This window comes from Enterobacter sp. 04-C-12-SI-ECC (genome assembly GCF_047530715.1).
GTDB lineage: Bacteria > Pseudomonadota > Gammaproteobacteria > Enterobacterales > Enterobacteriaceae > Enterobacter > Enterobacter bugandensis.
In genome coordinates this window covers 437,979-463,362 of the sequence record NZ_JBLKDI010000003.1, presented here as the reverse complement: position 1 = coordinate 463,362, position 25,384 = coordinate 437,979, and the positions used below count along the sequence as shown (strand labels likewise).

Here is a 25,384-nt window from a genome sequence, read left to right as displayed (position 1 = left end):
GAAAGACAGCAACACCGCGAGCATTACACTTCATGAACTTCCCTCATGTTGCATTGAAATTAAGTCACTTCCCCTGCGCTGCGGGCTCAGGCATAAATTATGCATTAGTTACTTCTTAGCAACATGAACTTAGGATGCATAACCACAATGAGCAAAGCTTTCACATATACCCTTAAGCGCAGTTGCTTCGATGAGAATTACAACCCGTCAGAAAATACGCGTACAACCACCAACTTTGCCAACCTGGCGCGTGGGGAAAAACGTCAGGAAAACCTGCGCAATACGCTGGTGATGATCAACAACCGCTTTAACGCCCTGGCGCGCTGGGATAACCCGACCGCCGATCGCTACGCGGTTGAGCTTGAAATCATCTCTGTCGATTTGAACATTGGCGCGGAAAAGCCGTTCCCGGCCATCGAGATTTTGCAGACGTATATTGTCGACAAAAAAAATAACCAGCGTATCGCAGGCATTGTCGGGAATAACTTCTCCTCTTACGTGCGGGATTATGATTTCAGCGTCCTGCTGCTGGAGCACAACAAGAACCAGCAGCACTTCAGTATTCCGGAAAGGTTTGGCGAACTGCACGGCAATATTTTCCGCCATTTTGTGAACTCGCCGGAATACAAAGAGAACTTCAGAAAGGGCCCGGTGATCTGCCTGAGCGTCTCGAGCAAAGACACCTATCGCCGCACCGGTAACCAGCACCCTGTTCTGGGTATTGAGTACGCGCCGGATGGCGAGTCGTTAACGGAACTGTACTTCGCCAAAATGGGCCTGAAGGTCCGCTACTTCATGCCTGAGAACAGCGTGGCGCCTTTCGCGTTCTTCTTTACCGGAGACTTGCTGAGCGATTACACCGATCTGGAACTGATCGGCACCATCAGCACGATGGAGACATTCCAGAAAATCTATCGCCCGGAAATTTATAACGCGAACTCGGCGGCGGGACTGTTTTATCGCCCGGACCTGAACCAGCAGGATCATTCATTAACCAAAATTATTTATGACCGCGAAGAGCGAAGCCGGCTGGCGATTGAACAGGGTCGATTTACCGAAGAATATTTCATTAAGCCTTATAAACACATTCTCGAGCAGTGGTCTGATAACTACACGCTTTAATTCATCAAAAAAGGTCTTTTATTATGAAAACATTGCTCCCGACTTCAACGGCTGGCAGCCTGCCTAAGCCGACCTGGCTTGCGCAACCTGAAACGCTCTGGTCTCCGTGGAAACTGCAGGATCAGGAATTACTGGCGGGTAAACAGGATGCACTGCGCCTGTCTCTTGACGAGCAGATCCGTGCGGGAATCGATATTGTCAGCGACGGGGAACAGACCCGTCAGCACTTCGTCACCACCTTTATTGAACACCTGAGCGGCGTCGATTTTGAAAATCGCCAGACGGTGCGCATTCGTAACCGCTACGACGCCAGCGTGCCGACCGTGGTTTCTGCCGTTGCGCGTCAGAAGCCGGTATTCGTGGACGATGCAAAGTACCTGCGCCAGCTCACGGACAAGCCGATCAAATGGGCCCTGCCTGGGCCAATGACCATGATCGACACCCTTTACGACGCGCATTATAAAAGCCGCGAAAAGCTGGCCTGGGAATTCGCCAAAATCCTCAACCAGGAAGCGCGTGAATTAGAAGCCGCGGGCGTGGATATTATCCAGTTCGACGAGCCGGCGTTTAACGTCTTTTTTGATGAGGTCAACGACTGGGGTATCGCCGCGCTCGAGCGCGCCATTGAGGGTCTGAAATGCGAAACCGCGGTACACATCTGCTATGGCTACGGCATCAAGGCCAATACCGACTGGAAAAAGACGCTCGGCTCCGAGTGGCGCCAGTATGAAGAGGCCTTCCCTAAGCTGCAAACCTCTAATATCGACATCATCTCCCTGGAGTGCCACAACTCCCGCGTACCGATGGATCTGCTGGAGCTGATTCGCGGTAAAAAGGTGATGGTTGGGGCGATTGACGTGGCAACCAACACCGTCGAAACGCCAGAAGAAGTCGCCGACACCCTGCGTAAAGCGCTGCAGTTCGTCGACGCCGACAAGCTTTACCCCTCAACCAACTGCGGCATGGCTCCCCTCTCCCGTCAGGTGGCTAACGGTAAGCTGAAAGCGCTCAGCGCCGGCGCAGAAATTATCCGCAAGGAGCTCGGCGCGTAATTGCCTTACGTTTGCCAGTACGGCGGCGAGCCGAAAAACGCCACGTAATAATCAATCACCGCCCTGACGTTCAGGGGCGGATGACGTGCGTGAGGATAGATCGCCGCAATATTCAGCGGCTCCGTATTGATAGCGCACGCCATTTCCGGCATAAGAGCGACCAGCTCCCCCCGCTGCAGCCTGTCGCCAATCAGCCAGTCCGGAAACAGGACGATCCCCATTCCACCCAGCGCGGCAATGAGCAGCGACTCCGCATTATTGGACGTCATCAGCGGCGCGACGGGATAGTGCACCCAATTCTCCCCCTTGCGTCGCACAAGCCAGCGATTAGGGCCAGACGAACCGCGATACACCAGGCATTTATGCTGGCTCAGCTCGGCCGGGTCGGCCGGTACGCCGTGTTGACGCAGATACGCGGGCGACGCGGCAAGATGGTAGCGCTGCTGCCCGAAGATGCGGGCGTGGAACGTCGAGTCCGTCAGCGTGCCGATGCGAAAAATGAGGTCGGCGGCATCCCGGTGCGGGTCGATAAAGTCATCGGTCAGCGTCAGCTCTATGGTTAACCGTGGATAACGCTCGGCCAGGCCTGCCAGACCGGGTGCAACGTGCCTCTGTCCAAAAAATACCGGCCCGTTAATGCGTACCGTGCCGGAGGGTTCGGTCGAACGTTCATCCAGCTCCCGACGCGCCTCTTCGAAGTTATCCACCATCGCCCGGGTATTGCGATAGAACAGCTGCTGGCCGAGCGCGTCTTCAAGCTGATGAATAATTCGCGACACCTGCGAGGCAGAAATGCCCTCCCGTCGCGCAACGACGGAAAAGTTCTGCGTTTCATAGACGGCAATAAACAGCAGCAGTGAGCGAAGGTTCATGCTTCCGGCATCTGACATTAATGCATTTCCTGCAAAGGTGTTTCCTGCATTATGGCATTTTTCTCACATGTCTACCGACGTAATCTTCTTCGCCTGATAATGGAGGAAGCATAATGCAGTTTGTATTGATTTTACTGGTGATTGCCGGCGGGATGGGCCTCTCCGTCGAGGCGGGTTTGCTGGGGCCGTTAGGGGGAGAGGTAGGCGATTTATGGGCCACGTTCAGCATTTTCGGGGTCGGCGCTGCGCTGACCTTTCTGCTGATGCTGTTTTTCAGCCCGCGCAACGGTCCGTCGTTTTTCGCACAGCCCGGCTGGCAGCTGCTCGGCGGCGTGCTGGGTCCTGTTTACGTTGTCATTCTGACTATCGCCACCCCCGCTATCGGCATCGCTCTGACGATGATCGGCATTCTGGCAGGTCAGGTTTTTAAAAGCCTGATCATTGACCACTTTGGCCTGCTGGGTACGCCGCACAGGAAGATAAACGCAAGACGCATCGTGGCGCTGGTTTTTATTATTGCCGCACTGGTACTGGTCGCAAAGGGGTAAGCACATGACACTGATGATGATAATTCTGGCCATCTGCGGCGGCGCGACGCTGAGCATACAGGCCGCAATTAACGGACAGCTCGGCAGCAGCGTGGGCGTTTTCAAGAGCGCGTTTCTGACGTTTTCCGTCGGCGCGCTGGTGACCGCCCTGCTCATTTTCTTCTTTGAGCCTAAGCAGACGGTCACGCTGCTGGACGTGCCGAAATGGCAGCTTCTCGGGGCGATGTTCGGCGTGCCCTACATTGTGATCATGGTGCTCGCCGTGCAGCGCATCGGCACCGCCGTCGCCACGGTGGCGGTGATATTCGGCCAGCTCGCCATGAGCATGCTGATAGATAACTTTGGCTGGTTGAACAATCCCGCTATTCCGTTTTCACCGAGCCGTCTGGGCGCGGTGGTGTGCCTGGGGATTGCCCTGTACTTCATTTACTCCAGCAGCAAAACCGGCGATGTTCGCGACTAAGCTTCCGTATTCCGGGTAAAGAACAGCGTCACCGTGGCGACGGTGACGCCAAATTTCTTCATCTCGGTTTTATTGAACAGATGCGTCTCATCCTGCAGGTACATCCAGTCATCAAAGTTCAGCAGCCACGTTTTGCCGTTGGCCTTCACGTTCATGCTGTAATGCCAGTTAAAGGCGTTGCCTGCGGCCTGCCCGGTGGCAACCCCTTCAATATCACCTGCCGTTCCCTCGTAGCGGTCGTTCCCCACGCGGCGAATGTGCCATACCCGCTGCTGCTTCTCGCCGTCGTCGTAAACGAAGCGCTCGTTCAGCGTCAGCGTATCGCCGATGACGTCCCCGGCAATCTCAACGTGAAAGCGGCGGATCTGCTTGCCGCTGCGATCCTGCACCATGCCCCACGCTTCGGTTTTGCCCTGGAAGTAGTGGAAGATATCAAGCCGCGGCTGCTGCTGACGATACTCGGACACCTCCGTACTGCAGCCGGCCAGCAGCATCGTGAATGCCAGCGCCAGCGTCAGGATTCGTTTCATTTTTTGCCTCCGATTAGCTGCTGACGCAGCTCAGGATATTGCGTGCGGGGATCGAGCCAGATGGCCAGAAAGCGGGTGCTGAACGCTTCTGACTGGCGCGGACCGAGCGGAATAAAGGATTTTTGCGCCGACGACGCGCGGTACCAGAACTGCCCCTGCTTATCGTTGAGAACAAACGCCAGCTGTGAACCCGGTCGGACATCCGGCCACAGGGACTGGAGCATCCTTAGCCAGGCTTCACTTTGCGGTTCCTGCGTCAGGATCCCCTGCGCCTGCCACTGGTCGCGGGTCGCCTCAACCAGTTCATCGCGATCTATGTCGCGCGCGTAGGTAATAATCAGCGCCTGATCCTGATCGTCCCGGCTGTAACGGCCATCCGGCGTGCGGAGCTGAGAGGTATAGACCGTGAACGGCCCCCAGGTCAGCGTGGCGTCGCCCACCTTGCGCCAGGCCAGCCAGTCGGCGGCCTGAGCACCAGGAACAACCAGCATGAGGCAAAACAGCAGAACCGCAGCCCTCATTTTTGTCTCCCCATTAGCAGGTGGAAAAACAGCATCAACACCAGCCAGCCCGGCGCCATCCAGCTGACGACGATAAAGGTCGGCTCCAGAAACGTGATGGCGCCCAACCGCTCGCCAATCAGGTAGGCCACCGGGCCTCCCACGGCCGCCAGCAGGGTCAGCAGCCAGCCGGGTAACGTGGTGGTACGCGCAAGCTGCGTCCAGACCACGGCGAACATCAGCCACAATGCCACCATCCATAGCGGCATCAGGGAGTCGCCCGTGAAGGCAATCAGCCCCGTCAACGCCCAGAGCGCATCCAGCAGGCTGCCCGCCGCGGCCAGCCCAATGGCGTAAAGACGGTATGCTGACGGCAAGAGCAGGCACGCCAGGATCGCCAGCCCGAGCCAGATAATCAGGCCCTGTTCGCGAAACAGCACTACCAGCGCCCAGTAGAGATCGAACGCGACGGCCAGCAGAAATACCTGAAGGTAGCGTCTCATACGCGCTCAGCGGTCAGCTGCACCACGCTGATGGTGCGGGCGTTAAACCCGGCTTCACAGTAGCCGAAGTAGTACAGCCACATGCGGCGGAACCGTTCATCAAAGCCAAGCTTTTCAATCTCCTGCCAGGCGTGGACAAAGCGCTGCCGCCAATGGGCCAGCGTGCGGGCGTAGTCCGGCCCCATGTCGAAGAGATTGCGCACCACGAAATCGGTGTGGCGCGTCATCAGCTCGTTCATCGCGGTGATGCTCGGCAGGAAGCCGCCGGGGAAAATGTAGCGCTGGATAAAATCGACGCTTTTGCTGTAGTCGCGGTAGCGCTGGTCCTGAATGGTGATGGCCTGAATCGCCATCCGTCCACCGGGGCGCAGCCGCGCCTGACAGGTACGGAAGAACGTGGGCAGATAGCGTTGCCCGACGGCTTCAATCATCTCTATCGAGACCAGCTTGTCGTACTGCCCGGTGAGGTCACGATAGTCGCAGAGCAGTACCTCAACCCGATCCTGCAGCCCGGCGCGGGCAATGCGCTCGGTCGCCCAGATATATTGCTCCTGCGACAGCGTGGTAGTGGTCACCCGACAGCCGTAGTGACGGGCGGCGTATTCCGCCATCGCCCCCCAGCCGGTGCCAATTTCCAGCAGGTGATCACCCGGGTTTAGCGCCAGCTGCTCGCACAGGCGAGCCATTTTGGCCTGCTGAGCCGCCGTCAGATCCTGCTCGTCCGCGGTAAACAGCGCGCTGGAGTAAAGCAGTTCCTTATCCAGAAAATGGGCATAGAAAGCGTTGCCCAGATCGTAATGGGCGGCAATATTTTCGCGGGCCTGGGCACGAGAGTTGCGCCGCGTCCAGTGGCGCAGCCGCTCCAGCGGTCGGCCAAGCAGCCGGAACCCGTTCTCCAGACGACCAAGCACCTCGCCGTTGAGGGCCAGGATTTGCAGAAGCGGCGTAAGCTGCGCGGTCTCCCATTCGCCGTCCATCCAGGCTTCTGCGGCGGCAAGGCTACCGCCCGTTAAGACGCGCCAGTAGACGACGGGCGTGAGGATCTGCACGTCGGCGTGCAGCGCGGAGGATGTCTCGCCAAAATGGAAGGTCTGCGCCCCTTCACGCAGGGTGAGTGAGCCGCCGCGAATGCCGCTTAACAGACGAAACAGCAGCCATCGCGCGATGCGGACGTTGCGCGGGATATCGGGTTCTAGCGCAAAGACGGGATCGGTCATGAGCGTTCACTCCTGCTGACGGGATGGTTATACAGCGGCACGCGCTTGAGCCACAGCCTCAGCGCCTGCCAGTAAATGGCGAAAACGGTTTTCAGAGTCATCAGCGGGATGCGCAGCAGCAGCGCGCGCAGCGCCGGGCGGGTCAGAGGCTCCCGGCGCAGGGACAGCGTGGCGTCAAAGACCTTCGCTTCCTGATGATTTTCAATGTGCATATGCAACGTGTTGTCCGGGTTGTTGAAGCGCCAGTGGTAGACCATGTCCATCGGGTTGAAGGGGGAAACGTGAAACGCTTTTTCCGTGGGCCGGGCATTTTGCCCGTCGACCGCGTAATAATGGCGCTCGTTCCACGGCGTGTTGCGCACCTCCGCCAACACCCAGCGAAGCGTGTTTTCCTGGTCATAGCAATAGTAAAAATTGACCGGATTGAAATGAAACCCGAAGTAGCGCAGCTGCGTCAGAAGCATGACCCGCCCTGCGGGACGTTCCCCGGTCAGGCTCTCCAGCCTGTTCAGCACGTTCTCTTTAAGCGGCGTGCCGAGCGGATAGTCCGCGTCATGGAACGCGGCGGCGGCAAAACGGTTGCGCCGCACACCGACGGACGCCAGCAGCGGCAGTTCATCAAGATCCAGCCAGGCCATAAAAACGCCGTAGCTGAATTCATGCGTTTTCGGCTGAAGGCGGCGGTGGCGCAATACGCCGTGATAGAGGCAGCTGTTCATGTCAGTTCCCCTCCCCGGCGGCTATTTCATTGACAACGTCCAGCGCGCTGCGCACGCCGTCTTCATGAAAACCGTTGTACCAATAAGCGCCGCAGAACCAGCTCCGGTGATGACCGTTGATCTCCCCACGGCGCGCCTGCGCACGCCAGCTTTGCGGGTTAAACAGCGGATGCTCATAGACAAAGCGTTGCAGGACGAAGCGTTCATCCACCGGCTCGTCCGGGTTCAGGGTGACGCAGAACAGTGGGCTGCCCGCAGGCAGACCCTGCAGAATGTTCATGTTGTAGGTGACGCAGGCGCTGGCCTGCTCCTGCGCACTCAGGCGGTAGTTCCAACTGGCCCAGGCGCGCTGCCGCACCGGCAGCCAGCGCGGATCGCTGTGCAAAACAACCTCGTTGCGCTGCCAGCCGATATCGCCCAGCACTTCGCGCTCCGCGGGCGTAGGATCCTTAAGCATGGCCAGCGCCTGGGCGGAGTGGCAGGCAAATATCACCTGGTCGAAGGTGTGGCTGCCGTTTTCAAGCTGGAGCGTGACCCCGTGCGCGTGGCGGCTCACCCGCAGAACAGGCGTGTTCAGGTGCAGCGTCAGGCGGTCGCCCAGTTTTTGCAGCATGGCGCGGATATACTCCCGCGAGCCGCCCGGCACCACGTACCACTGCGGACGCTGGGTGATATCCAGCAGGCCGTGGTGATGAAAGAAGCGCAGGAAGAGCGGCAGCGGGAAACGCTTCATCTCCTGCAGTGACGACGACCAGATCGCGGCCCCCATCGGCAGAATGTAGTGGCGCGCAAAAAACGGCGTGAAGCCGTGCTGGTCCAGAAACGTCTGCAGCGTGGCGTTCGGATTGACTTCCCCTTCAAGGGCCTGTTTCGCCAGGCGGTTAAAGCGGACGATGTCACCGAGCAGCCGCCAGAATGCCGGATTCACCAGGTTTCGGCGCTGGGCAAACAGCGACGTCAGGGTGTGGCCGTTGTACTCAAGCCCCGTCTCGGGGTTGTGTACTGAAAAGCTCATCTGTGTTTTTTGCCCGCTGATGCCGAGCTCGCTGAGCAGGCCCATAAAGCGCGGGTAGGTGCGGTCGTTGTAGACAATAAACCCGGTATCGATCGCGTATGTGCCCTGGGGCGTTGAGACGTCAACCGTCGCGGTATGGCCGCCGGGCGTGGTGCCCGCTTCAAACAGGGTTACCTGATGATGCCCTGCCAGCCGCCAGGCGCAGGTCAGCCCGGCGATACCGCTGCCGATAATTGCAATGTTCATGAGCGCACCATCCTGCGCAGCAGCGTGCGCTGCAAAAACGCGGGCAGCCCGGAGAGCAGCCGCAAAATAAGGCCAAACCCGGCCGGAAACGCGATATGCATTTTGCCCTTTGCCAGCCCGGTACGGATCGCCTTGACCGCTTCGTCAACGCTCACCCTGCCCGGCATGGCAAAATCGTTTTTGCGCGTCAGCGGGGTATCGACAAAGCCCGGAGAGACGACCGTCACGGCAATCCCCTTTGGCTCCCAATCCAGACGCAAACTGTCGGCAAACCAGCTCAGCGCCGCTTTGGACGCGCCGTAGGCCTCTGCCCGCGGGAAGGGAAGCCAGTGGGCCATCGAGCTCACCAGCACCACGCGGTTACCGGCAACCAGCTGCGGCTGCAGCGCGGCCAGGCAGTTCACCGGCCCGAGAAAATTGGTGGTCATGACCCGCTCCACCAGCGCCGCATCCACCACGCCGCCGTCAAGATATTCGCAGGTACCGGCGCAGAGAATAACCAGATCGGCGTAAACGCTGCTGAGCGCCTGGCGACAGGCGTCCCTGTCTGTCATATCGAACAGGCGAACGGTGAGACTGGGGCAGGTCTGATGCAAAACTTCCAGACGCGCCGGATCGCGCCCGCAGGCAATCACGTGGTAGCCGTCAGCGGCAAAGGACTTCGCCAGCCCCGCGCCGATGCCCGAGCTCGCGCCGGTAATCAGCACCGTCTTCATGATTTGACCCTCCGCTTCACGCCGCGTACCGCCCAGCCCAGCAGAGGGAGGTGTTCGTAGATCATCTCTCCCGCATCGTAGAAGTCCCGCTGACGCGTGATGAGATTGTTTTCGGTGTCCACCACCGAACATCCAGGCAGTTCAAGCGGCTCGCCTCCGGCAATGCGCGGATGCGACCAATGCATTACCCAGGTGACAACAAACCGGTTCCCGCTGCAGAGCGGCGGATCGATGACAAAACGGCACTTCTCGACGTTTGCCAGCAGATGGGTGAAATAGCGCTGAAGCGCGAAAATACCGTTGTGCTCGCCGAACGGATCGATAAGGGTGGCATTCGAATGGTAAAGCCCGACCAGCGCGGTCGGCGGCTGGCTATCCAGTGCGGCGTAGTACTCAATAAACCGACTCACGACAGAGGGCAAAGTGCTCATGGGTCACATCCTGGCTGTAAACAACGTGGCGTAATCGCATACTTAAAACTTACACAATTAACGTTATTTGTCCAAGTTTGTGCAAATTTATTTTTTATTACCCATAAATATCAACAATTTGAAAACACAATCACTTGACGGTTTTGTAGGCCGGGTAAGGTGTAGCCGCCACCCGGCTTTCACTTTCAGGTTATCCTTAAGGCAAATTCAGCCGTCATCTTCCAGGCTTATCCTTTTTATTCATAAGGATGCCTGACATGAAACGTTTCTTTCTCTCCCTATTCTCAAGCCCGGAATCCTTACTGCAGGTGATGAGTCAGCAGGAAATTATTGAAGCCGTGGAAGATGGCGATCGCATCATTATCGACCAGGACGGGAACGCCTCGGTGAACTACAAGAGCAACGAGGTGCGGCAGGACTTTCTGCGTCACGTCAACACGCTGAAGAGGGCCTGATATGGGAACGGCGATATTTATGGTGCTGATGGTCTGCGGTTACTGGTACACCAGCCGCGACCTGTCGACCCGCTTTAAAATCAAGCGTTCCTTCGGCTGGGACGTCTATTTTCTCGTCGCGCTTTACGGCTGTATTTTCGTTTTGCAGGGCGTGATCGCCACGGGATTGCTCTGGCTGCTGCTGTTCGCCCTTTCCGCCGCCAACAACGCTTTTCACTTTGCCTCACCGAAATACACCGACTGGCAAATCGACTTTATGAACTGGAGTTTTTTAGGCATTCAGGCGCCGGTGGTGGTGATGCTGGCGTTTGCTATCCTGTTTTGCCTCTACCGCTCTAACTGGGCAGGAAGCGCCAGGCTGGACGGCGAGAGCCGGAAAAAGCTCTACAAACGGCTTGCGCAGGCGAGCGGGATTGAACAACTGCTCTATCAGTGTATGGAGCAAGGCGAGCTGGCGCAGGTCACACTCCGGTCGCGGCGGATTTACGTCGGCATGATCCACACCGCGACGCTGGAATATGAAAAAACGGCCAATATCGTGCTGATCCCAATGTTGAGCGGGTACCGGGATGCGAAGACGATGAATCTGCGTATCGAGAATAATTACAGCAGGTGGTATGCGGAGCATGACATTACGCTCGACTCTGAACCCCGCAGCGCCATGTCATTCCGCAAGGTGATTTTACTCAATCAGATTGAGAGCATCTCGCTGTTCGATCCTGCCAGCGCCAGCGCGCTGTCGCTGGCACAGCGGGACGAGAGCCAGACGTCCCCATAATGTTGAGTACGCTCTGCTGGGAAGCGTGCACGACGAAAGGCGAATGACACATCATTTATGGTGATATTCACGGTTGCGCATTCTGATAAAGATCCCAGCGGTTGCCGTAAATATCTTCAAACACCACCACCGTACCGTACTCTTCCTCACGCGGTTCTTCGCAGAAATGAACGCCTTTTGCTTTCATGGCATGGTAATCGCGCCAAAAGTCATCCGTCTGAAGGAACAGGAAAACTCTTCCACCGCTTTGATTACCGATAAAACCTTCCTGCCTTTCGTTGGAGGCACGAGCCAGCAGGATATTGCAGTCGCTTTCCGGGTTGGGTGAGACGACGACCCAGCGTTTCCCCGGTTGGGGCGTATCCTCTACGAGGGTAAAACCCAGCCTGTCGGTGTAGTATTCAATGGCGCGATCGTAGTCATCAACCACGATAGCCACGCATCCCAGGCATCGTTTCTGCGTTCTCATATTTTTCGTTTCCTTTGGATAAATAGCTTACCGATTCGGTGAGTCGATATTCCAGCTACCGTAATACTTGCGGCAGATTCAGGACTTATTTCTGACCGGTCAACGCCTCTAATCCCCTTTTTAGCACATTTATTACCGTCTCTGAATCCATGCCCATCTGTGCATGAATAATGGCGCCGTCAATAAGCAGCATGATTTCATTGACGACGCGCTCATCAGCGATCTTCGTCAGCAACGCAATCATATTCTTAGTTTCGATTTTATGACCGCGGCATATCGCTTTTATTTCGCTTTCTATATCCTCGGATTTGGCTTCTGCGCTGGCATTAATAAACGCGCAGCCGTGGAACTCGGGCGAAATAAACCATTCATAAAGGGTTGCAGATATCGCATCAGAAGGTATTTTGCCTTCATCAAGATGTCGACGCAGCGTGGTCTCAAACCAGTTAATCCATATTTCATGTCGATAGTGCAGGTAGGCGAGAATCAGTAAACTTTTACTCGGAAAATGGCGATAAAACGTCACCTTGGTCACCTTCGCCTCTTTAATCAGCGTATCCACCCCTGTCGCCCTGAAGCCATTAGAATAAAACAGATCGTGCGCCGTCAGTAATATTTTATCCCTGACGCTGATTTTTGCTTCGTTGCCTGCGTGCTCGGTTTTCACTTTTCGGTAGCCTCAAAACGGATGTTGACAGCGTTATTTTTCAGGCATAGATTAGCGCAAGTAGACAGACCTGTCTACATCATCACACAGAGGTTATCGCTATGAACACTCGTCCTCCATTACCGCCCTTCACTCGCGAAAGCGCGATCGAAAAAGTCAGACTGGCCGAAGACGGCTGGAACAGCCGCGACCCGGCAAAAGTCGCGCTGGCCTACACGCTGGACACCCAGTGGCGCAACCGCGCTGAGTTCGCCACCAACCGCGAGGAAGCCCAGGCGTTTCTGGCGCGAAAATGGAAAAAAGAGCTGGATTACCGCCTGATTAAAGAGCTCTGGGCATTTACGGACAACCGGATCGCGGTGCGCTATGCCTATGAATGGCATGATGATTCCGGCAACTGGTTCCGCTCGTACGGCAATGAAAACTGGGAATTCGAAGCGGACGGACTGATGAAGCGTCGTTTTGCCTGCGTAAACGACATGCCGATAAAAGAATCTGAACGCCTGTTCCACTGGCCGCTGGGCAGACGCCCGGACGATTACCCTTCTCTGAGCGATCTGGGGCTATAAAGTGTCGGCTCCGCTCTGTGGAACAACGGGTGCAGCAGCCTGCCGAAAACGTGTAAACTACCATGAGTAGATAACAAAACCGAGGAAAGCATGGTTGTTAAGCGCTTAAGAAAAGAGGAACGCCGCGTGCAGCTGCTGGAGGTTGCGCGAGGGATCGTGCGTCAGCAAGGCACGGAGGCGTTGACCCTTGGCTATCTGGCAGAACGGGCCAACGTGACCAAGCCTATCCCCTACGACCACTTTGGCGATCGTGAGGGGCTGCTGATGGCACTGTATCAGGACTATAGCGATCGGCAGCTGGCGAAATTCCGCGAGACGCTGGCGGTAGACAGCAAAACGCTGGAGAAGACGATCCGCTTTTTCAGCGCGGCCTATATCGACTGTGCCATTGCCGCCGGACCTGAAACCGGGCCAATCGCCGCGGCGCTGTCCGGTTCTCGCGCGCTGCAGACGTTTCGGGAAGCATGCGTGGCCGAATGCGCCGACTGCCTGCGCACCGCGCTTTCTCCTTTTATCGTCTTAAAAGGTGTTCAGGGAGAAGCGGTACTGACGGCCATCATTGGCGCAGCGGAGGCGCTCAGCACCTCGGCGGGCAACGGCGTGCTCGCCCGGAATGTGGCAGAAGATATGCTCTGCGGCGTCATGACCGGGGTGCTGGAGACCTACGCGAATAGCACAAAATGATTGCCGGGGGCGGATTGACACCTAAGTTACCAATAGTAATATAGGCATCACTTCTCCCCATCTGGAGGTCGCTATGTCTGCAACCCATGCCATTAAAAACGCGCTGATCGTGACGGCACACCCGATCGACAATTCGTTATCCCATACGCTGGCAGCTCGTATTGCCGGGAAATTACGCGAGGAAGGTACGCAGGTTGAGATCGCCGATCTGCATTCTGAAGGGTTTAATCCGGCGATGACCCGCGCCGATCTCGATTTGTATCACGGCGATCCGAGCGCCCTCACCGACGATATTCTGCGCGAGCAAAAGCGCGTCGAGCGCGCGGATATGCTGGTATTCGTCTTCCCGGTGTACTGGTGGTCGGTTCCCGCGCTGTTGAAAGGCTGGTTCGATCGCGTGTTAACCCTGAACTGGGCGTATAAGGTGGCCGACGACGGCCGGATTGTGGGCAACTTACGTGATGTTCCCGTCCGCCTGATTGCCACCGGCGGTAGCGATCTTACCGGGTTCGACAAACACGGCTATTCGACGGCGATTCAGACGCAGATAATCGAAGGGGTATTTGGCTTCTGCGGGTTGAAGAACGTTAAGCTCGAAATCCTTTACCAGGCAGACACGGCTACGCCTGAGCAGGTTGAGGAATTCCTGCAAAGACTCGGCGGCATCCAGTAAACCATACGGTGCTGGCGCGCTTTTCTGCGCGCCGGGAACACTACAGGAAAATTACAGGGTAAAACGCCTATCACCCACCTGCGCCTGGGCGTACCATTTCATCAACTCTACAGTACCTGGCGCGTTCTCAGCAGGCGACCACGGGGCGGTATCGTGCTCAGGCACGGGCTGATACGCCCCGTGTTTTACCTCAAAAATGACGCCGCCTTTATCCAGCGACAGCACGGCATGCCAGGTTCCGGCATCCATCTCCAGGACTTTACACTCTTCGCCTAACACCACGCGCCGGGTCACGTTTCCGCTGTCGTCAAAATTCAGCACCAGAAAGCGGCCGCTCAGCGCCGTCAGCAGTTCAAACGTGTGCGGATGGCGATGGGGGCGGACATAGGTACCGGGTTCCATTGCAATGGCCAGGCGCTGCACCGGGTCGCTCAGGTCAGGGTGTAAATTACGGTGTGCGCGTAAGCGAGGAGAATGTGCGGCCTGCTCGCTTTGCTGCTGCAGGTCACTAAAAGTAATTTGTTTCATATAAGCCTTTGAGAATGTGGCGATTAACGGCAAGCCGATTGCTGCACGACGTTATACCATCCTGAAAAGCCGATAAGCTAAGGCATTTGTGAAACAAAACGCTGCCGTGAGAGGATCTGCAATGTTGGAGCCCAGAGCGCCACATTGAGTAAAACTCACATTAATGCCAACTATTTATCGTTTTTCAAACATAACCGCACTGAAATACCATCCATTTACCCCTGGTATACCGCTGTCAAAAACAGATAGCGACGTAAAAACAATAAATAATAATGTGCGGATATGGAGCACCTATGACACTCGATGTTTTATTCCATTTATTGAAAACCCTCTCACCAGAAAAAAGTACCGCTGATGAAAAAATACCTGCGCTAATCACCTTACTTTCCTCAGAAAGTCATCGTTCAGAAGCGCTTTCGCCATTTATACATCGACTGCACCTGCTCTCATTTGCCCAGAACGCTCCTGGCAATGCCGAGGAGCTACTCTCAGCACATATTACAAAAGACGTCGGACTCTTCCCCCAGCCTGACTTCGCGGACTGGCCACGGGTGCGTTACGCCGAGTCCGGTGAAGTACAGACGCCGGAATCAGAAGAGTATTTTCGTAGAATGACCTCGGCTGCCAATGTGCTACGTTCTTCGCTGATCGACGAAGAGCGCGCAAAGGGGACGCCAGCGCTTTATATTCTGGATAAATTACTTAACCTGAATAGCGCACTGCCGGAAAGATATAAAAAGATGGCGAATATACCCTACGCGTAAACTTATTAAACAGGATAGTCCGTAAGGAATATCCTGTTTAATTTAAGACAGCCGCTTTTCATTATACTCAAGACAGACGATATCCAGCGAAGGAACGACCGGCGAATTAAGGTTAAGCCAGGCCAGCAACCGTTCAATACTCTGTCCTCTGAGCGAATTTTTCGGCCAGACAAGATAGTAACCGTCCCCTGTTGCTATCGCCTCCCTGAAGGGCAGCGCGAGCAGGCCGCTTTTCAGCGCGTCGAGCGTGAGCCGGAGATCGGCCATCGCCACGCCGTGTCCGTGCATGGCCGCAAGGCTTCCCTGCTCCAGGGTGTCGAACACGATCCCGCCGCTCATGTCGAGGCCGGGAAATAAGCCCGTCCTTTTCAGCCAGCGCTTCCAGTCCCGTCGGTCCGGTGACGGATGAATAAGATCGCACTCAGGAAGCTGATGCCGGGCAGGCTCCAGCAAAGACGGCGTACAAACCGGAATAAGCCATTCGCTGAACAGCAGCCTGCTCTCCGTTGATTCGCCGAAATAGCCGTTACCGAGGAGGATCGCACAATCGTAGGGCTCGCGGCTGAAGTCAACCGTGTCGAAGTCCATCCAGACGCTGGCGATTTCGATTTTCGGCTTCGCATGATTCTCCCGAAAGGATTTAAGCACATTGAGAAGCCATCGCATCGTCAGGGTGCTGGGGGCTTTGAGGCGCAGAAGATGGTTTTCACTTTTGAATGCGCGACAGGCCCACTCAATATTCGAGAAACTTTCGCTAAGCTGCCCGGCCAGAATACGCCCGGCGTCGCTGACCTCCACTCTCGGTCCCTGCCGTTTAAACAGCTCGCAGTCGAACCACATCTCAAGCGTGCGGACATGCCTGCTGACCGCCCCCGGCGTGATATTCAAGACTTCAGCCGCTTTGCTGAACGAGTTCAGCCGTGCGGCAACTTCGAACGCGCGCAGCGCATACAGTGGCGGTAAAGACATACATTCCCTTTTTGGAAGGTGTAATCATACAGTTTTTGTATTATCGGCACACGATGACGTCAGCCAACATTTTTTATCACCGGGGCTTCCAGCTGAGGTATGCCGATGATCCTGGCCTGGGTGGTGATGAAGATAGCTACTTTGCGATAATCTCTGTTCAGACTGACGGAAAAGAGGATGTTTAAAGTGCTGGCTTATATCACGATTGGGACAAATGACTTTCAGCGCGCCGTGAACTTTTATGACGCTATTTTTAACGTGCTGGGCTATACACGTCTGCCCGCCTGGACTGATAGCTGGGCAATGTGGGGAAACGAAAATCATCTGGATGACGAATTTAGCTTCTGCATTTGTCCTCCTTTTGACCAGCAACCCGCGACGGCGGGAAATGGGACAATGTTCGCTTTCAGAGCAGATAACGCGGACATTGTCAGACGCTTCCATGCAGCGGGCCTCCGTGCGGGTGGGAAAAATGAAGGCGTGCCCGGTACACGAACCGCCTACGGCCCCGACTTTTATGTTGCCTATCTGCGCGATCCTGACGGGCATAAACTGGCGTGCGTTTGCCAGCATTATTCTCCTGATGCAGATAAGCTATCAGGCGAAGAAGAGTCACTTCAATAATAAAATTTTGCTGTAAGGACCGGTAGACACCCAGTCCTGCGGAGATCACTTCAGCTCCAGCGTGCTTATTACATGGGAAATATCCGCGATGTCGCCAGCTGACAATGGTTGCAGAGGTCGAGGCAGGCAATCCATGTCGGTAAGACCAAGCACGCCAGCCGCAGCGGCAATAACGCGAATACTTCCGCCATGTTTACGGAACAGCGACCACAATGGCTCAAAGCGGGTTGTCAGGGCTGTAACGCGTTGACGATCGTTTGCCGCCGCGGCTTCAGTGATTTGTTTCGCCATCTCAGGGAACAGACCGCCACACACGGAATACCACACTTCACAACCGGCGTTTAATCCCAGTCCCGCATAAGCGTCGCCACTGATACCGATTGTTACGCCAGGATGCAGATGTTGACGTAACGCCTTCACCCGCTCAGTTGCTGCAGCGGGGCTATTCGGGACGCCAGGGATCTTGACCGAGCGAACACCCTCAAGTGATGAGAGACGACCGTGGAGTTCATCCGTAAAGGTAAAATGCGTCGTGCCCGGATTATCATAGATACACACCGGTACAGACACGTGCCGGGTAACGGTCTCAAAGAGTGAAAAGACTTCTTCGTCACGGAGTGGCTGGTAGCTGACCGCCGGGAGTAACAGCGCATTCGCACCAGCGGCCTGTGCATCATCTGCCAGATGCAGAATGGCATCGGTACTGACCGCTCCCACACACACCATCACGGGGATGTTCCCTGCATGCTGTTTGGCCAGCGTTGCTACGCGCTTGCGCTGCTCCCGGGTCAGATAGGTGTAGCTTCCGGTTGACCCCAGGATGCCCATAGAATCAACCCGAGCGTCTGTAAGACGGGAAAGGATATGGCTGAAACCCTTTTCATCTACGCCACTGACGGTGACTGGGGTTAATGGAAATGCCGACAAGCCGGTAAACATACATGTTTCTCCTGAAGGATATTACTGCTGTTGTTCTTCGATGAGAGCAACGTCAAACCACAGGCCGGGCATCATTTTTTCCAGGCCGTCGGTCAGCATTTTTCCGGCTTCGTGAAGCGTCTCCAGCGGCATCTGCGGGAGACTCTCCAGAATGAACCACATTTGCTGCGCTTCCACGCCTAAGCGGGTTCTGATCCCCTGTCGCCAGTTCCAGCGACGGCAGGTCACGCCGATATCATCACACCAGATAACCTCCCCTTGTGAAGGATACTCAACGGCGCTCTCTCCCTCTTTGACCGTATCAAAAGGCTCTGTTCCTTTGGCCACAGTCAGACGCGGCGCCCCCTGATAGGCAGAGAGATCCTCTCCACCAACCGGAACGGCATAGCGGAGACTGACGGCATTATAAAGATCAACGACAGGATCGAGCGCTGGCATCGTTCCGTCACGTAAGACGCGCTTGCGTAACGCATCCGCTGAGCAAGGGGTGCGTTTGGGTTTAGCCCCAAATTTTTGAAAAACGTCGGCCCATGCCGCCAGATGAGATTCCGCCCAGGCAGGCTCACCGGCCAGAACCGCCTCACAGGCTTCTCGCAGCGCCGTTTCTCCAGTGCCGGGATTAAGCACTGGCGCAGCTTTTACGCAGATACTGAGCGCCCGAAAACCGGGAGCAATACGATAAATTTCAGGAGAAATTGACGGAGATACTGTTAACACGTGATAATCCTGTAATGACCAATTTATTCCATGATAATGACCAATGACCAAAAAAGTCAATTTAATGACCGATGCAAATTCGATCGCCAGCTCCGTGAATGAAGCCGTATCGCAGCGAATTAAACTGTATCGTAAGCAAAAGAAAATCTCCCTTGATGAACTCTCGCGTCAGGCGGGTGTAAGTAAGGGAGCGTTGGTTGAGATAGAGGGATGCCGGGCGAATCCCAGCATTGCCCTGTTATGTCGCCTGGCTGCCGCGATGGGGGTTTCGGTGGCTGATTTTGTGGATGTCAGTGCCAAACCGACCGTGCATCTCATTGCTGAAGATGAGATCCCAGAATTGTGGCAAGGTGAAACAGGCGGGAGAGCAAGATTGCTCGCAGGTTCGGGTGGCCCTGATATGACCGAGCTCTGGATGTGGGAAATGCAGCCCGGGGAAAAGTTTGCGTCACCCGGCCACGCGGAAGGAACGCTTGAACTGTTTTATGTTCAGTCGGGCACGCTCACACTCGGCGTACAGGATCACGTGTATCAGATAAAAACTGGTTGTTCGGCAACTGCCAGAACGGACGTTCCTCATTTCTATGAAAACCGGGAGAAGAACCCATTGGTATTCATCATGACAGTGCATGAGAAAGCGTCCTGAGTTGTAGCCCGGTATGCCAGCAGGGCTTGTCTCATTAAAGCAATTTACAATTTATTCACATAACTGCCTTTGTCTAATTGATTGGCGCAAAGTAAGGGGGTAACATCCACTCTTTCGGATAAAGAAAATGTCTGTTACTGATTCTCTCCTTGCCTTCTCTCTCGCTGCACTACTGCTCACCCTCACTCCGGGCCTGGATACGGCACTCATTCTACGAACGGCATGTGCTGAAGGTGGAAAGAAGGCTTTTCAGGCAGCTCTTGGAATTGATACTGGCTGTTTTATCTGGGGCGCACTTGTTGCGCTGGGACTGGGAGCGCTGCTGGCGGTGTCAGAGCTCGCTTATACCATGCTGAAAATTTGTGGTGCGACTTACCTTTGCTGGCTGGGTTTACAACTGCTGAGGCGGCCACGTTCATCTTTCAATCACGGCGATGGCGTTAATCCTTCAGCGGGGAACTGGTTTATAAAAGGAATGCTGGGAAATGTACTCAATCCTAAAATGGGTATTTTCTATGTCTCTTTTTTACCTCAATTCATACCTGCCGGGCATTCCCCTTTTGTATGGACTTTTATACTTGTCAGCATTCATGTCGCAATAGGGACAATGTGGTCAGTCACGCTCATTTTATCCACGCACTTTGCATCAGCCATACTGAAGAAAAGCAGTGTTGTCAGGGGAATGGACAGAGCAACAGGAGGATTGTTTTTGTGCTTTGCGGCTAAACTTGCACTCAGCACAAGATAATCTGATTAACGCTAACACAGCTCAGAACGTCCGCTGTGGTCACATAACTGACGTTATGAACGGTGCCCTGTGAAGCTTTTGAAATCAAACCGATAATACGAAGGCGGCTGTCCCGTGACACGGCGGAACATCGTGGCGAAAGATGATGCATTGTCGTATCCGAGAGTGAGTGCCACTTCATTCACCGGTTTACCTGTTATCAGCAACGTCAGCGCACTGACGACACAGGCTCGCTGTCGCCATGCAGAAAATGACATGCCGGTTTGCCGTAAGAAAAGTCGACGAAAGGTACTGGCGCTCATAAACAGCGTACTGGCCCAGCGCTCAGCAGGATCATGGATTGAGGGGTTGAGTAAAAACGCCTGACAAAGAGCCAGCAGAGCCGGATGTTGTGGCAGCGGAATATCGAATTCGCGAACCGGCATTTCCGCCAGTTCCAGTAACAGCAGATTTACCAGCGCACGATCGCGTGCGCTGTCATACATCAGCGGCAAATCCACGGCATCAAGCAACAACTGACGTAACAATGGCGATACGCTGATCACCTTACAGTGTCGATACTTAATCGATCCCGTCACGCATGTTGGTTCAATATATAAGCTACGCGTGGTCACACCTACAAACCGGACAGCGTGAGGGGTTTCGGGTGGGATCCATACTGCATGTTGTGGGGGAACAACCCACTCTCCGTTACAGGTTGAGACGTACATGAGACCCGTTGCGCCATAAAGCAGCTGCGCGCGGCGATGTTGGTGTTGTGGCAGTATAAATCCCTGCGCATAGTCATTGCCTAACGCCACCACTTCACGATCGAGCTTATCGACATCTTCAATTTTTACGTTGCGCACACCGGTCTCCGTCTGAACGATTTACAAAGGTAATTGAGCGCTGCGCAAATGGGAAGCAGGATGCTACCGGTATAAGCTGCTCGCTCATTTTCAGGTCGGGGATAATCTCTTGAACGATATCGCAATTATTGCACTGGCAGGCTTTACTACCGGTATCACCACGGTGCTCTTTGGTTTTGGGGGCGGTTTTGTCGTGGTGCCATTTGTTTATCAACTGATGCTGCGGCAGTCTGAGCTGGCAGGAAACGCCATGCATATCGCGGTTGCTACCTCAACGGCGGTGATGATATTTAACGCGGGCTGGGTCAGCTATCGAAACTGGCGCGCCGGCAAACTTTCAGCGCAGACATTGTTCCCATTATTATGGTTTATCGCCATCGGGGCTGTCGTGGGTTCCTGTCTGGCGGGAGTCTTCAGCGAGAATATTGTTCGCGCACTGTTCATTCTTTATATGCTGGTAACCATTGGCGATTGTTTGTTGCGCAAAGGTTTTTTTAGCTGCAGTTCCCCGCGTCGCTTGTCACTTTCTGTGGTAACGGGCGGCGGAGTGATCATCGGCATGATAGCCGCATTGCTGGGCGTGGGTGGCAGCGTGATGACAGTGCCATTATTACGGCGACACGGCTATGCGATGGGTGAATGTATTAGCGCTTCTAACCCGCTTTCTCTGCCTGTCGCGCTGTGTGGTGCCGTGACGTATGCAGTCATTGGTTGGCAAAATATTCCGGTGAGCGGATTTCTCGGTTTCATCAGCCTGAAAATTTTAGGCCTGTTGGTACTGACGGGCTGGGCTGGAATAGTTTTTAGCCGTCGGGTTATACCTGCTTTACCTGACATATGGCACGCACGAATCTATGTAATACTGCTGTGCCTGGTGCTACTGGCGATGCTGCTCCAGTAAACCCATCCATCGCGGCGACTACTGGGCTACCTGTACCAACGTCCGCTCCTGGCACAGAGCGGACATTATGAATTTCGGCTATACCCGGCAAATGGATGGCTCTGGCGACAAAAACACTCATCTTCCCAGTGCCGCAACAATTGCCCCCTCCATTTTCTCTGGCGTCGTCATCGGTGCAAAACGCTTGAGCGGCTTACCGTCGCGTCCGATCAGAAACTTAGTAAAGTTCCACTTGATCCGCCCACCCAGCACGCCAGGCAATTCGTTTTTCAGATAACGAAAAATCGGATGTGCTGCGGCGCCATTGACCTCAACTTTCCCGAACATGGGAAAACTGACGCCGTAGTTAATGTAACAGGTCTTTGAGATTTCATCGGCGTCGCCGGGTTCCTGTTTACCGAACTGGTTGCAGGGGAAGCCCAGCACCACTAACCCTTGTCCGGCGTATTTCTTGTATAGCGCTTCGAGACCCGCATACTGGGGCGTAAAGCCGCACTGGCTGGCGGTATTGACGACCAAAACCACCTTCCCCGCATAGTCGGCCATTGAGATAAGACTGCCATCCAGGCGGGTGGCGGTAAGCTGATGGAAGCGTGTCATGCTGAAATCCTCAAAGCAGGCCGAAAAGCTGCTATGACCACCCACGCGGCGGCCTCCGTACAGAAAGTTTACATTCAAACAGGCTAAGTGTGATACATTCCCGCCGCGCCAATGACCACCACACTCGCTATCAGGTATGCAGAACATCACAAAAAAAATTCGCTGGCTTCTGCTTGCTATCCCATTCCTCAGCGGTTGTGGCACGCTCTCGCAAATGTCCTCCCCGGAAGGTACCCAGGAACTCCTCACCCATGAATCGCTGGATGGCGACGTTGACAGCGTGGTGCGTCACTACATGGCGCAAAAGTCCGTTCCAGGAATGACGGTCGCGGTAATCCATAATCACGGCTCGCCTCAGTTTTACACCTGGGGCGTTACCGATGCGGTCAACCGCTACCCGGTCAGGCCCGATACCCTGTTTGCGCTCGGCTCGCTCAGCAAAGGGATCACGGCGGAAGTGGTGGCCTGTCTGGTGAGTGAGGGGCAACTGAACTGGAACGACAGCCTGGCGACATTGCTACCGCCGGGAACGCCGCTAAGTAAGGATGCACAAAAAATCACCCTGCTGGAGCTGGTAACCCACACCTCCGGCCTTCCGCGCCAGAATATGGACGTTCCGATGCTCGGAAAATTCATCCGCTACTTAGGCACGGGTGATAATTTCTACGCTGAACTAGACAGCGATAATGTGCTGCGTTATCTGGCGAACTGGCGCGCGCCGAGAAATAAAACGCCGCAATACTCCAATACCGGCTACGCCCTGATTGGCTATATCCTGAAGCACAAAACCGGCGAAGATATACAAAGTTTAGCCTCGCGCTATATTTTCCGTCCGCTGCACATGGTTAACAGCAGCTTTACGCCCAAGAAGCTCAAAGGATACCCACAGCGGGCGCTCGGCCACGCGGGCGATCAGCCAAAATTCATCCCGCGCGGGCAGCTGACGCCAGACTGGCATTTTTCCAACAACATGGTGGCGGCGGCAAGCCTGTACAGTAACGCCGAAGATCTGGCGGCCTATGCCCGCTATCACGTCTCTACGACCCACAATCCCTTGCTGGACAGCGTCTTTGACGAAGTCAGAAATACCGATATTCAACGCCCCGACGGGGTGCAGGGCATTGCCTGGACCACCGACTTTATCGGTCTGGAAAAAATCACCTATCAGGTCGGCTATATCGGCGGCTACTCCAGCTTCATCGGCTATGACAAAGAGAAAGGCAAAGCGGTGGTGGTGCTGCAAAATATCTTTAACTGGAGCAACTATATTGGCATCGCGCTACTGATGGATATGGCGAAAAAAGACGGCCTTACCCCTACATCGCCGACTTCGGCCTTAAGTTCTCGTCAAACGCCAGCCGTTTCCGGTCAGGCTCAGCCTCGCGCAGCGGCTCAACCTGGTGCATAGTTAGCTTGCAGCGCTCCACCAGCACTTGATACTCCCGCGTGCCCTGCCGCTTCCACGCCATCTCCTGCTCGCTCAGCTCGCGAATCGCTTTGGCCGGGCTGCCGATAATCAAGTGGTTGGCAGGCATCTCCGCTTTCGCCTTCACGAACGCCGCCGCGCCGACGATGCTGTTTTCACCGATCACTGCCCCGTCCATCACCACCGCGTTCATACCCACCAGCGCGTTGCGGCGGATGATGCAGCCGTGCAGGATGGCGCTGTGGCCGATATGCCCCTCCTCCTCCACCACCGTGTCCTGCTCCGGGAAACCGTGCATCACGCAATTATCCTGAATGTTCGCGCCATCTTTCACCACGATACGGCCAAAATCACCGCGCAGGCTGGCATTAGGGCCAACATAAACGCCTTTACCCAGAATTACGTCGCCAATCAGCACCGCCGTTGGGTGAACATAGCTCTCGTCAGGTACCACCGGCGTCAGACCGTCAATTTGATAAACTGGCATCTTCACTCCTTATGCGCTTGTAAGACCACCAAAGCGTTGATAGTAGAGCGTGCCGGGCACGGGTAGTTCGCCCACGGAGGTTTCGCCCTTCTCGCTGACAAACGCCAGCGCCCCCGGCGCGACACGCTGATAGATATTAATGCAGAGCTGTCGGGCGCTTTGCCCCGCCCAGTGCGCGGGCAGTAGCTCCTCCGGCAACAGTGGATCTTTCAGCACCACGCGGCGATAAAAGTGAATCAGCAGCAGCTGGATCTGGAAGCAGCGCTCCGGCGTCAGCTCCTCCGGCGCGGCCTCCTTCAGCAGCGGCAGTAGCGGGCGGAACGAGTTGATAAACGACTCGTACATCGCGTTTTGCTCGGTTAACTGCCAGCACTCTTCCACCCGCGAACGCAGCGCGGCGCGGGAGAGCGCCAGCGGCGAGTGGGCTTCGAAGAAAATCACGTTTTCCGCCACGCCGGCATCGTGAAGCAGGGACTGCACGTCCGCCAGATGCTGGGACGGCGAGGCCATCAGGCTCGGTGCCAGCGTGCCAAATCCTTGCCAGATGAGCTGTTTTTTCACATCCGCGAGCGTAGTTTTATCCAGCCCTTCGGAGAGCAGAAGCAGCCATTTGCCGTCCCAGGCGGGCAGCTCTGCGCGATAAATCTTATTCTCCGCGCGACGCGTCAGCCGCAGCCCCTTATCGCTCAGGCGGTAAAAGCTGCGCCGCCCGATGCGGGAGACGTCCAGCCAGCCCTCTTTGTTGAGGCGAAACAGCGCGGTGCGCACGAAGCGCTCGCCAAATCCCATGCCTTCCAGTAAAGCGGCCAGGCTGCCGAGCCAAATCTCGCCGCCGCGGTGGGAAAGCGCGTCACCGTATAACGAGGAGATAAGCGACGTTCCGCTGACGGGAACCGAGCTGACCGCGTGCTGGATAAAGGCGTCGAGTTTATTCATGTGATTCATTCTTTTGTTATTT

At 55.5% G+C, this 25,384-nt stretch carries 34 protein-coding genes; 15 read left to right on the top strand and 19 right to left on the bottom strand.

What is annotated here, in order from left to right:
- Positions 1-147 precede the first annotated feature (147 nt).
- Both ACMWL8_RS08255 and ACMWL8_RS08250 read left to right on the top strand, forming a co-directional pair.
- Positions 148-1,122 carry a DUF1852 domain-containing protein gene (locus ACMWL8_RS08255; RefSeq protein WP_045261399.1) on the top strand — a complete coding sequence of 325 codons (975 nt, stop codon included), beginning with the start codon at positions 148-150 and terminating at the stop codon, positions 1,120-1,122.
- 23 nt (positions 1,123-1,145) lie between these two features.
- A complete protein-coding gene (locus ACMWL8_RS08250; protein WP_041910105.1) occupies positions 1,146-2,174 on the top strand; it encodes a methionine synthase in 1,029 nt (342 codons plus the stop codon).
- A 5-nt stretch (positions 2,175-2,179) separates the two neighbouring features.
- Here the strand turns inward: ACMWL8_RS08250 and ACMWL8_RS08245 are convergent, their stop codons facing one another.
- On the bottom strand, positions 2,180-3,064 hold the full coding sequence (locus ACMWL8_RS08245; protein WP_045261400.1) for a LysR family transcriptional regulator: 885 nt from the start codon (positions 3,062-3,064) through the stop codon (positions 2,180-2,182).
- 95 nt (positions 3,065-3,159) lie between these two features.
- Here ACMWL8_RS08245 and ACMWL8_RS08240 point away from each other — a divergent pair, with 95 nt between their 5' ends.
- Together ACMWL8_RS08240 and ACMWL8_RS08235 are read left to right on the top strand one after the other, a co-directional pair.
- Complete coding sequence (locus tag ACMWL8_RS08240; RefSeq protein WP_028013065.1) at positions 3,160-3,594, top strand: DMT family transporter; 435 nt, start codon at positions 3,160-3,162, stop codon at positions 3,592-3,594.
- A gap of 4 nt (positions 3,595-3,598) precedes the next feature.
- Positions 3,599-4,057: a DMT family transporter gene (locus ACMWL8_RS08235; protein WP_028013064.1), complete on the top strand. Its 459-nt coding sequence runs from the start codon at positions 3,599-3,601 to the stop codon at positions 4,055-4,057.
- Here the strand turns inward: ACMWL8_RS08235 and ACMWL8_RS08230 are convergent.
- From ACMWL8_RS08230 to ACMWL8_RS08195, 8 genes are read right to left on the bottom strand one after another with little or no spacing between them, the layout of a single operon-like run.
- Positions 4,054-4,587 (bottom strand): DUF3833 domain-containing protein, encoded by a 534-nt coding sequence (locus ACMWL8_RS08230; RefSeq protein ID WP_028013063.1) that lies wholly within the window; start codon positions 4,585-4,587, stop codon positions 4,054-4,056. The two genes, ACMWL8_RS08235 and ACMWL8_RS08230, sit on opposite strands and share 4 nt — an antisense overlap.
- A complete protein-coding gene (locus ACMWL8_RS08225; protein ID WP_028013062.1) occupies positions 4,584-5,108 on the bottom strand; it encodes a hypothetical protein in 525 nt (174 codons plus the stop codon). Before ACMWL8_RS08225 ends, ACMWL8_RS08230 begins: the two co-directional genes overlap by 4 nt.
- Entirely contained in the window at positions 5,105-5,590 is a 486-nt protein-coding gene (locus ACMWL8_RS08220; protein WP_028013061.1) for a DUF2878 domain-containing protein, read from the bottom strand. Before ACMWL8_RS08220 ends, ACMWL8_RS08225 begins: the two co-directional genes overlap by 4 nt.
- Positions 5,587-6,807 (bottom strand): SAM-dependent methyltransferase, encoded by a 1,221-nt coding sequence (locus tag ACMWL8_RS08215; protein WP_045261401.1) that lies wholly within the window; start codon positions 6,805-6,807, stop codon positions 5,587-5,589. Before ACMWL8_RS08215 ends, ACMWL8_RS08220 begins: the two co-directional genes overlap by 4 nt.
- Positions 6,804-7,526 carry a DUF1365 domain-containing protein gene (locus ACMWL8_RS08210; RefSeq protein WP_045261402.1) on the bottom strand — a complete coding sequence of 241 codons (723 nt, stop codon included), beginning with the start codon at positions 7,524-7,526 and terminating at the stop codon, positions 6,804-6,806. Before ACMWL8_RS08210 ends, ACMWL8_RS08215 begins: the two co-directional genes overlap by 4 nt.
- Position 7,527: 1 nt before the next feature.
- Entirely contained in the window at positions 7,528-8,787 is a 1,260-nt protein-coding gene (locus tag ACMWL8_RS08205; protein WP_045261403.1) for an NAD(P)/FAD-dependent oxidoreductase, read from the bottom strand.
- Positions 8,784-9,503 (bottom strand): SDR family NAD(P)-dependent oxidoreductase, encoded by a 720-nt coding sequence (locus tag ACMWL8_RS08200; RefSeq protein WP_045261404.1) that lies wholly within the window; start codon positions 9,501-9,503, stop codon positions 8,784-8,786. Before ACMWL8_RS08200 ends, ACMWL8_RS08205 begins: the two co-directional genes overlap by 4 nt.
- Entirely contained in the window at positions 9,500-9,934 is a 435-nt protein-coding gene (locus ACMWL8_RS08195; protein ID WP_041910128.1) for a nuclear transport factor 2 family protein, read from the bottom strand. The genes ACMWL8_RS08200 and ACMWL8_RS08195 overlap by 4 nt, the downstream gene beginning before the upstream one ends.
- A 257-nt stretch (positions 9,935-10,191) precedes the next feature.
- Between ACMWL8_RS08195 and ACMWL8_RS08190 the strand changes: the two genes are divergently transcribed.
- On the top strand, positions 10,192-10,389 hold the full coding sequence (locus tag ACMWL8_RS08190) for a hypothetical protein (protein ID WP_024908361.1): 198 nt from the start codon (positions 10,192-10,194) through the stop codon (positions 10,387-10,389).
- Between the two features lies 1 nt (position 10,390).
- Entirely contained in the window at positions 10,391-11,167 is a 777-nt protein-coding gene (locus ACMWL8_RS08185) for a hypothetical protein (protein ID WP_045261405.1), read from the top strand.
- A gap of 67 nt (positions 11,168-11,234) precedes the next feature.
- Here the strand turns inward: ACMWL8_RS08185 and ACMWL8_RS08180 are convergent, their stop codons facing one another.
- Entirely contained in the window at positions 11,235-11,636 is a 402-nt protein-coding gene (locus ACMWL8_RS08180) for a VOC family protein (RefSeq protein ID WP_028013054.1), read from the bottom strand.
- Positions 11,637-11,721: 85 nt separating this feature from the next.
- Positions 11,722-12,303: a TetR/AcrR family transcriptional regulator gene (locus ACMWL8_RS08175; protein ID WP_045261406.1), complete on the bottom strand. Its 582-nt coding sequence runs from the start codon at positions 12,301-12,303 to the stop codon at positions 11,722-11,724.
- 101 nt (positions 12,304-12,404) lie between these two features.
- On the opposite strand from ACMWL8_RS08175, the gene ACMWL8_RS08170 reads away from it, so the two are divergent.
- The 3 genes from ACMWL8_RS08170 to ACMWL8_RS08160 all read left to right on the top strand — a co-directional run bounded on the left by ACMWL8_RS08170 (position 12,405) and on the right by ACMWL8_RS08160 (position 14,229).
- Entirely contained in the window at positions 12,405-12,872 is a 468-nt protein-coding gene (locus ACMWL8_RS08170; protein ID WP_045261407.1) for a DUF1348 family protein, read from the top strand.
- Between the two features lie 90 nt (positions 12,873-12,962).
- Positions 12,963-13,556 (top strand): TetR/AcrR family transcriptional regulator, encoded by a 594-nt coding sequence (locus ACMWL8_RS08165; RefSeq protein ID WP_045261408.1) that lies wholly within the window; start codon positions 12,963-12,965, stop codon positions 13,554-13,556.
- A gap of 73 nt (positions 13,557-13,629) precedes the next feature.
- The gene (locus ACMWL8_RS08160) at positions 13,630-14,229 is read left to right on the top strand and encodes an NAD(P)H-dependent oxidoreductase (RefSeq protein WP_045261409.1); all 600 of its coding nucleotides are present in this window, start codon (positions 13,630-13,632) and stop codon (positions 14,227-14,229) included.
- Between the two features lie 51 nt (positions 14,230-14,280).
- Here ACMWL8_RS08160 and ACMWL8_RS08155 read toward each other — a convergent pair whose 3' ends face one another.
- On the bottom strand, positions 14,281-14,757 hold the full coding sequence (locus ACMWL8_RS08155) for a WbuC family cupin fold metalloprotein (protein ID WP_028013049.1): 477 nt from the start codon (positions 14,755-14,757) through the stop codon (positions 14,281-14,283).
- A 293-nt stretch (positions 14,758-15,050) separates the two neighbouring features.
- Here ACMWL8_RS08155 and ACMWL8_RS08150 point away from each other — a divergent pair, with 293 nt between their 5' ends.
- Entirely contained in the window at positions 15,051-15,521 is a 471-nt protein-coding gene (locus ACMWL8_RS08150) for a hypothetical protein (RefSeq protein WP_045261410.1), read from the top strand.
- Between the two features lie 42 nt (positions 15,522-15,563).
- Here the strand turns inward: ACMWL8_RS08150 and ACMWL8_RS08145 are convergent, their stop codons facing one another.
- Positions 15,564-16,490, bottom strand: coding sequence for a LysR substrate-binding domain-containing protein (locus tag ACMWL8_RS08145; RefSeq protein ID WP_045261411.1), 927 nt, complete (start codon positions 16,488-16,490; stop codon positions 15,564-15,566).
- Positions 16,491-16,676: 186 nt separating this feature from the next.
- On the opposite strand from ACMWL8_RS08145, the gene ACMWL8_RS08140 reads away from it, so the two are divergent.
- Positions 16,677-17,114: a VOC family protein gene (locus ACMWL8_RS08140; protein WP_052683055.1), complete on the top strand. Its 438-nt coding sequence runs from the start codon at positions 16,677-16,679 to the stop codon at positions 17,112-17,114.
- 45 nt (positions 17,115-17,159) lie between these two features.
- Here ACMWL8_RS08140 and ACMWL8_RS08135 read toward each other — a convergent pair whose 3' ends face one another.
- Both ACMWL8_RS08135 and ACMWL8_RS08130 read right to left on the bottom strand, forming a co-directional pair.
- Complete coding sequence (locus ACMWL8_RS08135) at positions 17,160-18,053, bottom strand: dihydrodipicolinate synthase family protein (protein WP_045261413.1); 894 nt, start codon at positions 18,051-18,053, stop codon at positions 17,160-17,162.
- 21 nt (positions 18,054-18,074) lie between these two features.
- The gene (locus tag ACMWL8_RS08130; RefSeq protein ID WP_045261414.1) at positions 18,075-18,770 is read right to left on the bottom strand and encodes a B3/4 domain-containing protein; all 696 of its coding nucleotides are present in this window, start codon (positions 18,768-18,770) and stop codon (positions 18,075-18,077) included.
- Positions 18,771-18,813: 43 nt separating this feature from the next.
- Between ACMWL8_RS08130 and ACMWL8_RS08125 the strand changes: the two genes are divergently transcribed.
- Together ACMWL8_RS08125 and ACMWL8_RS08120 are read left to right on the top strand one after the other, a co-directional pair.
- On the top strand, positions 18,814-19,416 hold the full coding sequence (locus tag ACMWL8_RS08125) for a helix-turn-helix domain-containing protein (RefSeq protein ID WP_045261415.1): 603 nt from the start codon (positions 18,814-18,816) through the stop codon (positions 19,414-19,416).
- 127 nt (positions 19,417-19,543) lie between these two features.
- Entirely contained in the window at positions 19,544-20,164 is a 621-nt protein-coding gene (locus ACMWL8_RS08120) for a LysE family translocator (RefSeq protein WP_045261416.1), read from the top strand.
- A gap of 53 nt (positions 20,165-20,217) precedes the next feature.
- On the opposite strand, the gene ACMWL8_RS08115 is transcribed toward ACMWL8_RS08120, so the two are convergent.
- Complete coding sequence (locus tag ACMWL8_RS08115) at positions 20,218-21,012, bottom strand: AraC family transcriptional regulator (protein WP_032674706.1); 795 nt, start codon at positions 21,010-21,012, stop codon at positions 20,218-20,220.
- A 109-nt stretch (positions 21,013-21,121) separates the two neighbouring features.
- Between ACMWL8_RS08115 and ACMWL8_RS08110 the strand changes: the two genes are divergently transcribed.
- Positions 21,122-21,913 (top strand): sulfite exporter TauE/SafE family protein, encoded by a 792-nt coding sequence (locus ACMWL8_RS08110; RefSeq protein WP_032674705.1) that lies wholly within the window; start codon positions 21,122-21,124, stop codon positions 21,911-21,913.
- 117 nt (positions 21,914-22,030) lie between these two features.
- Here ACMWL8_RS08110 and ACMWL8_RS08105 read toward each other — a convergent pair whose 3' ends face one another.
- Positions 22,031-22,513, bottom strand: a complete 483-nt coding sequence (locus ACMWL8_RS08105) for a glutathione peroxidase (protein WP_045261417.1) — start codon at positions 22,511-22,513, stop codon at positions 22,031-22,033.
- Between the two features lie 136 nt (positions 22,514-22,649).
- Between ACMWL8_RS08105 and ACMWL8_RS08100 the strand changes: the two genes are divergently transcribed.
- Positions 22,650-23,921, top strand: coding sequence for a serine hydrolase domain-containing protein (locus ACMWL8_RS08100; protein ID WP_414751576.1), 1,272 nt, complete (start codon positions 22,650-22,652; stop codon positions 23,919-23,921).
- Here ACMWL8_RS08100 and paaY read toward each other — a convergent pair.
- On the bottom strand, positions 23,830-24,426 hold the full coding sequence (paaY, locus tag ACMWL8_RS08095; protein WP_028013037.1) for a phenylacetic acid degradation protein PaaY: 597 nt from the start codon (positions 24,424-24,426) through the stop codon (positions 23,830-23,832). The genes ACMWL8_RS08100 and paaY overlap by 92 nt on opposite strands.
- Positions 24,427-24,435: 9 nt before the next feature.
- Positions 24,436-25,371, bottom strand: a complete 936-nt coding sequence (paaX, locus tag ACMWL8_RS08090; RefSeq protein ID WP_021241337.1) for a phenylacetic acid degradation operon negative regulatory protein PaaX — start codon at positions 25,369-25,371, stop codon at positions 24,436-24,438.
- Positions 25,372-25,384 lie beyond the last annotated feature (13 nt).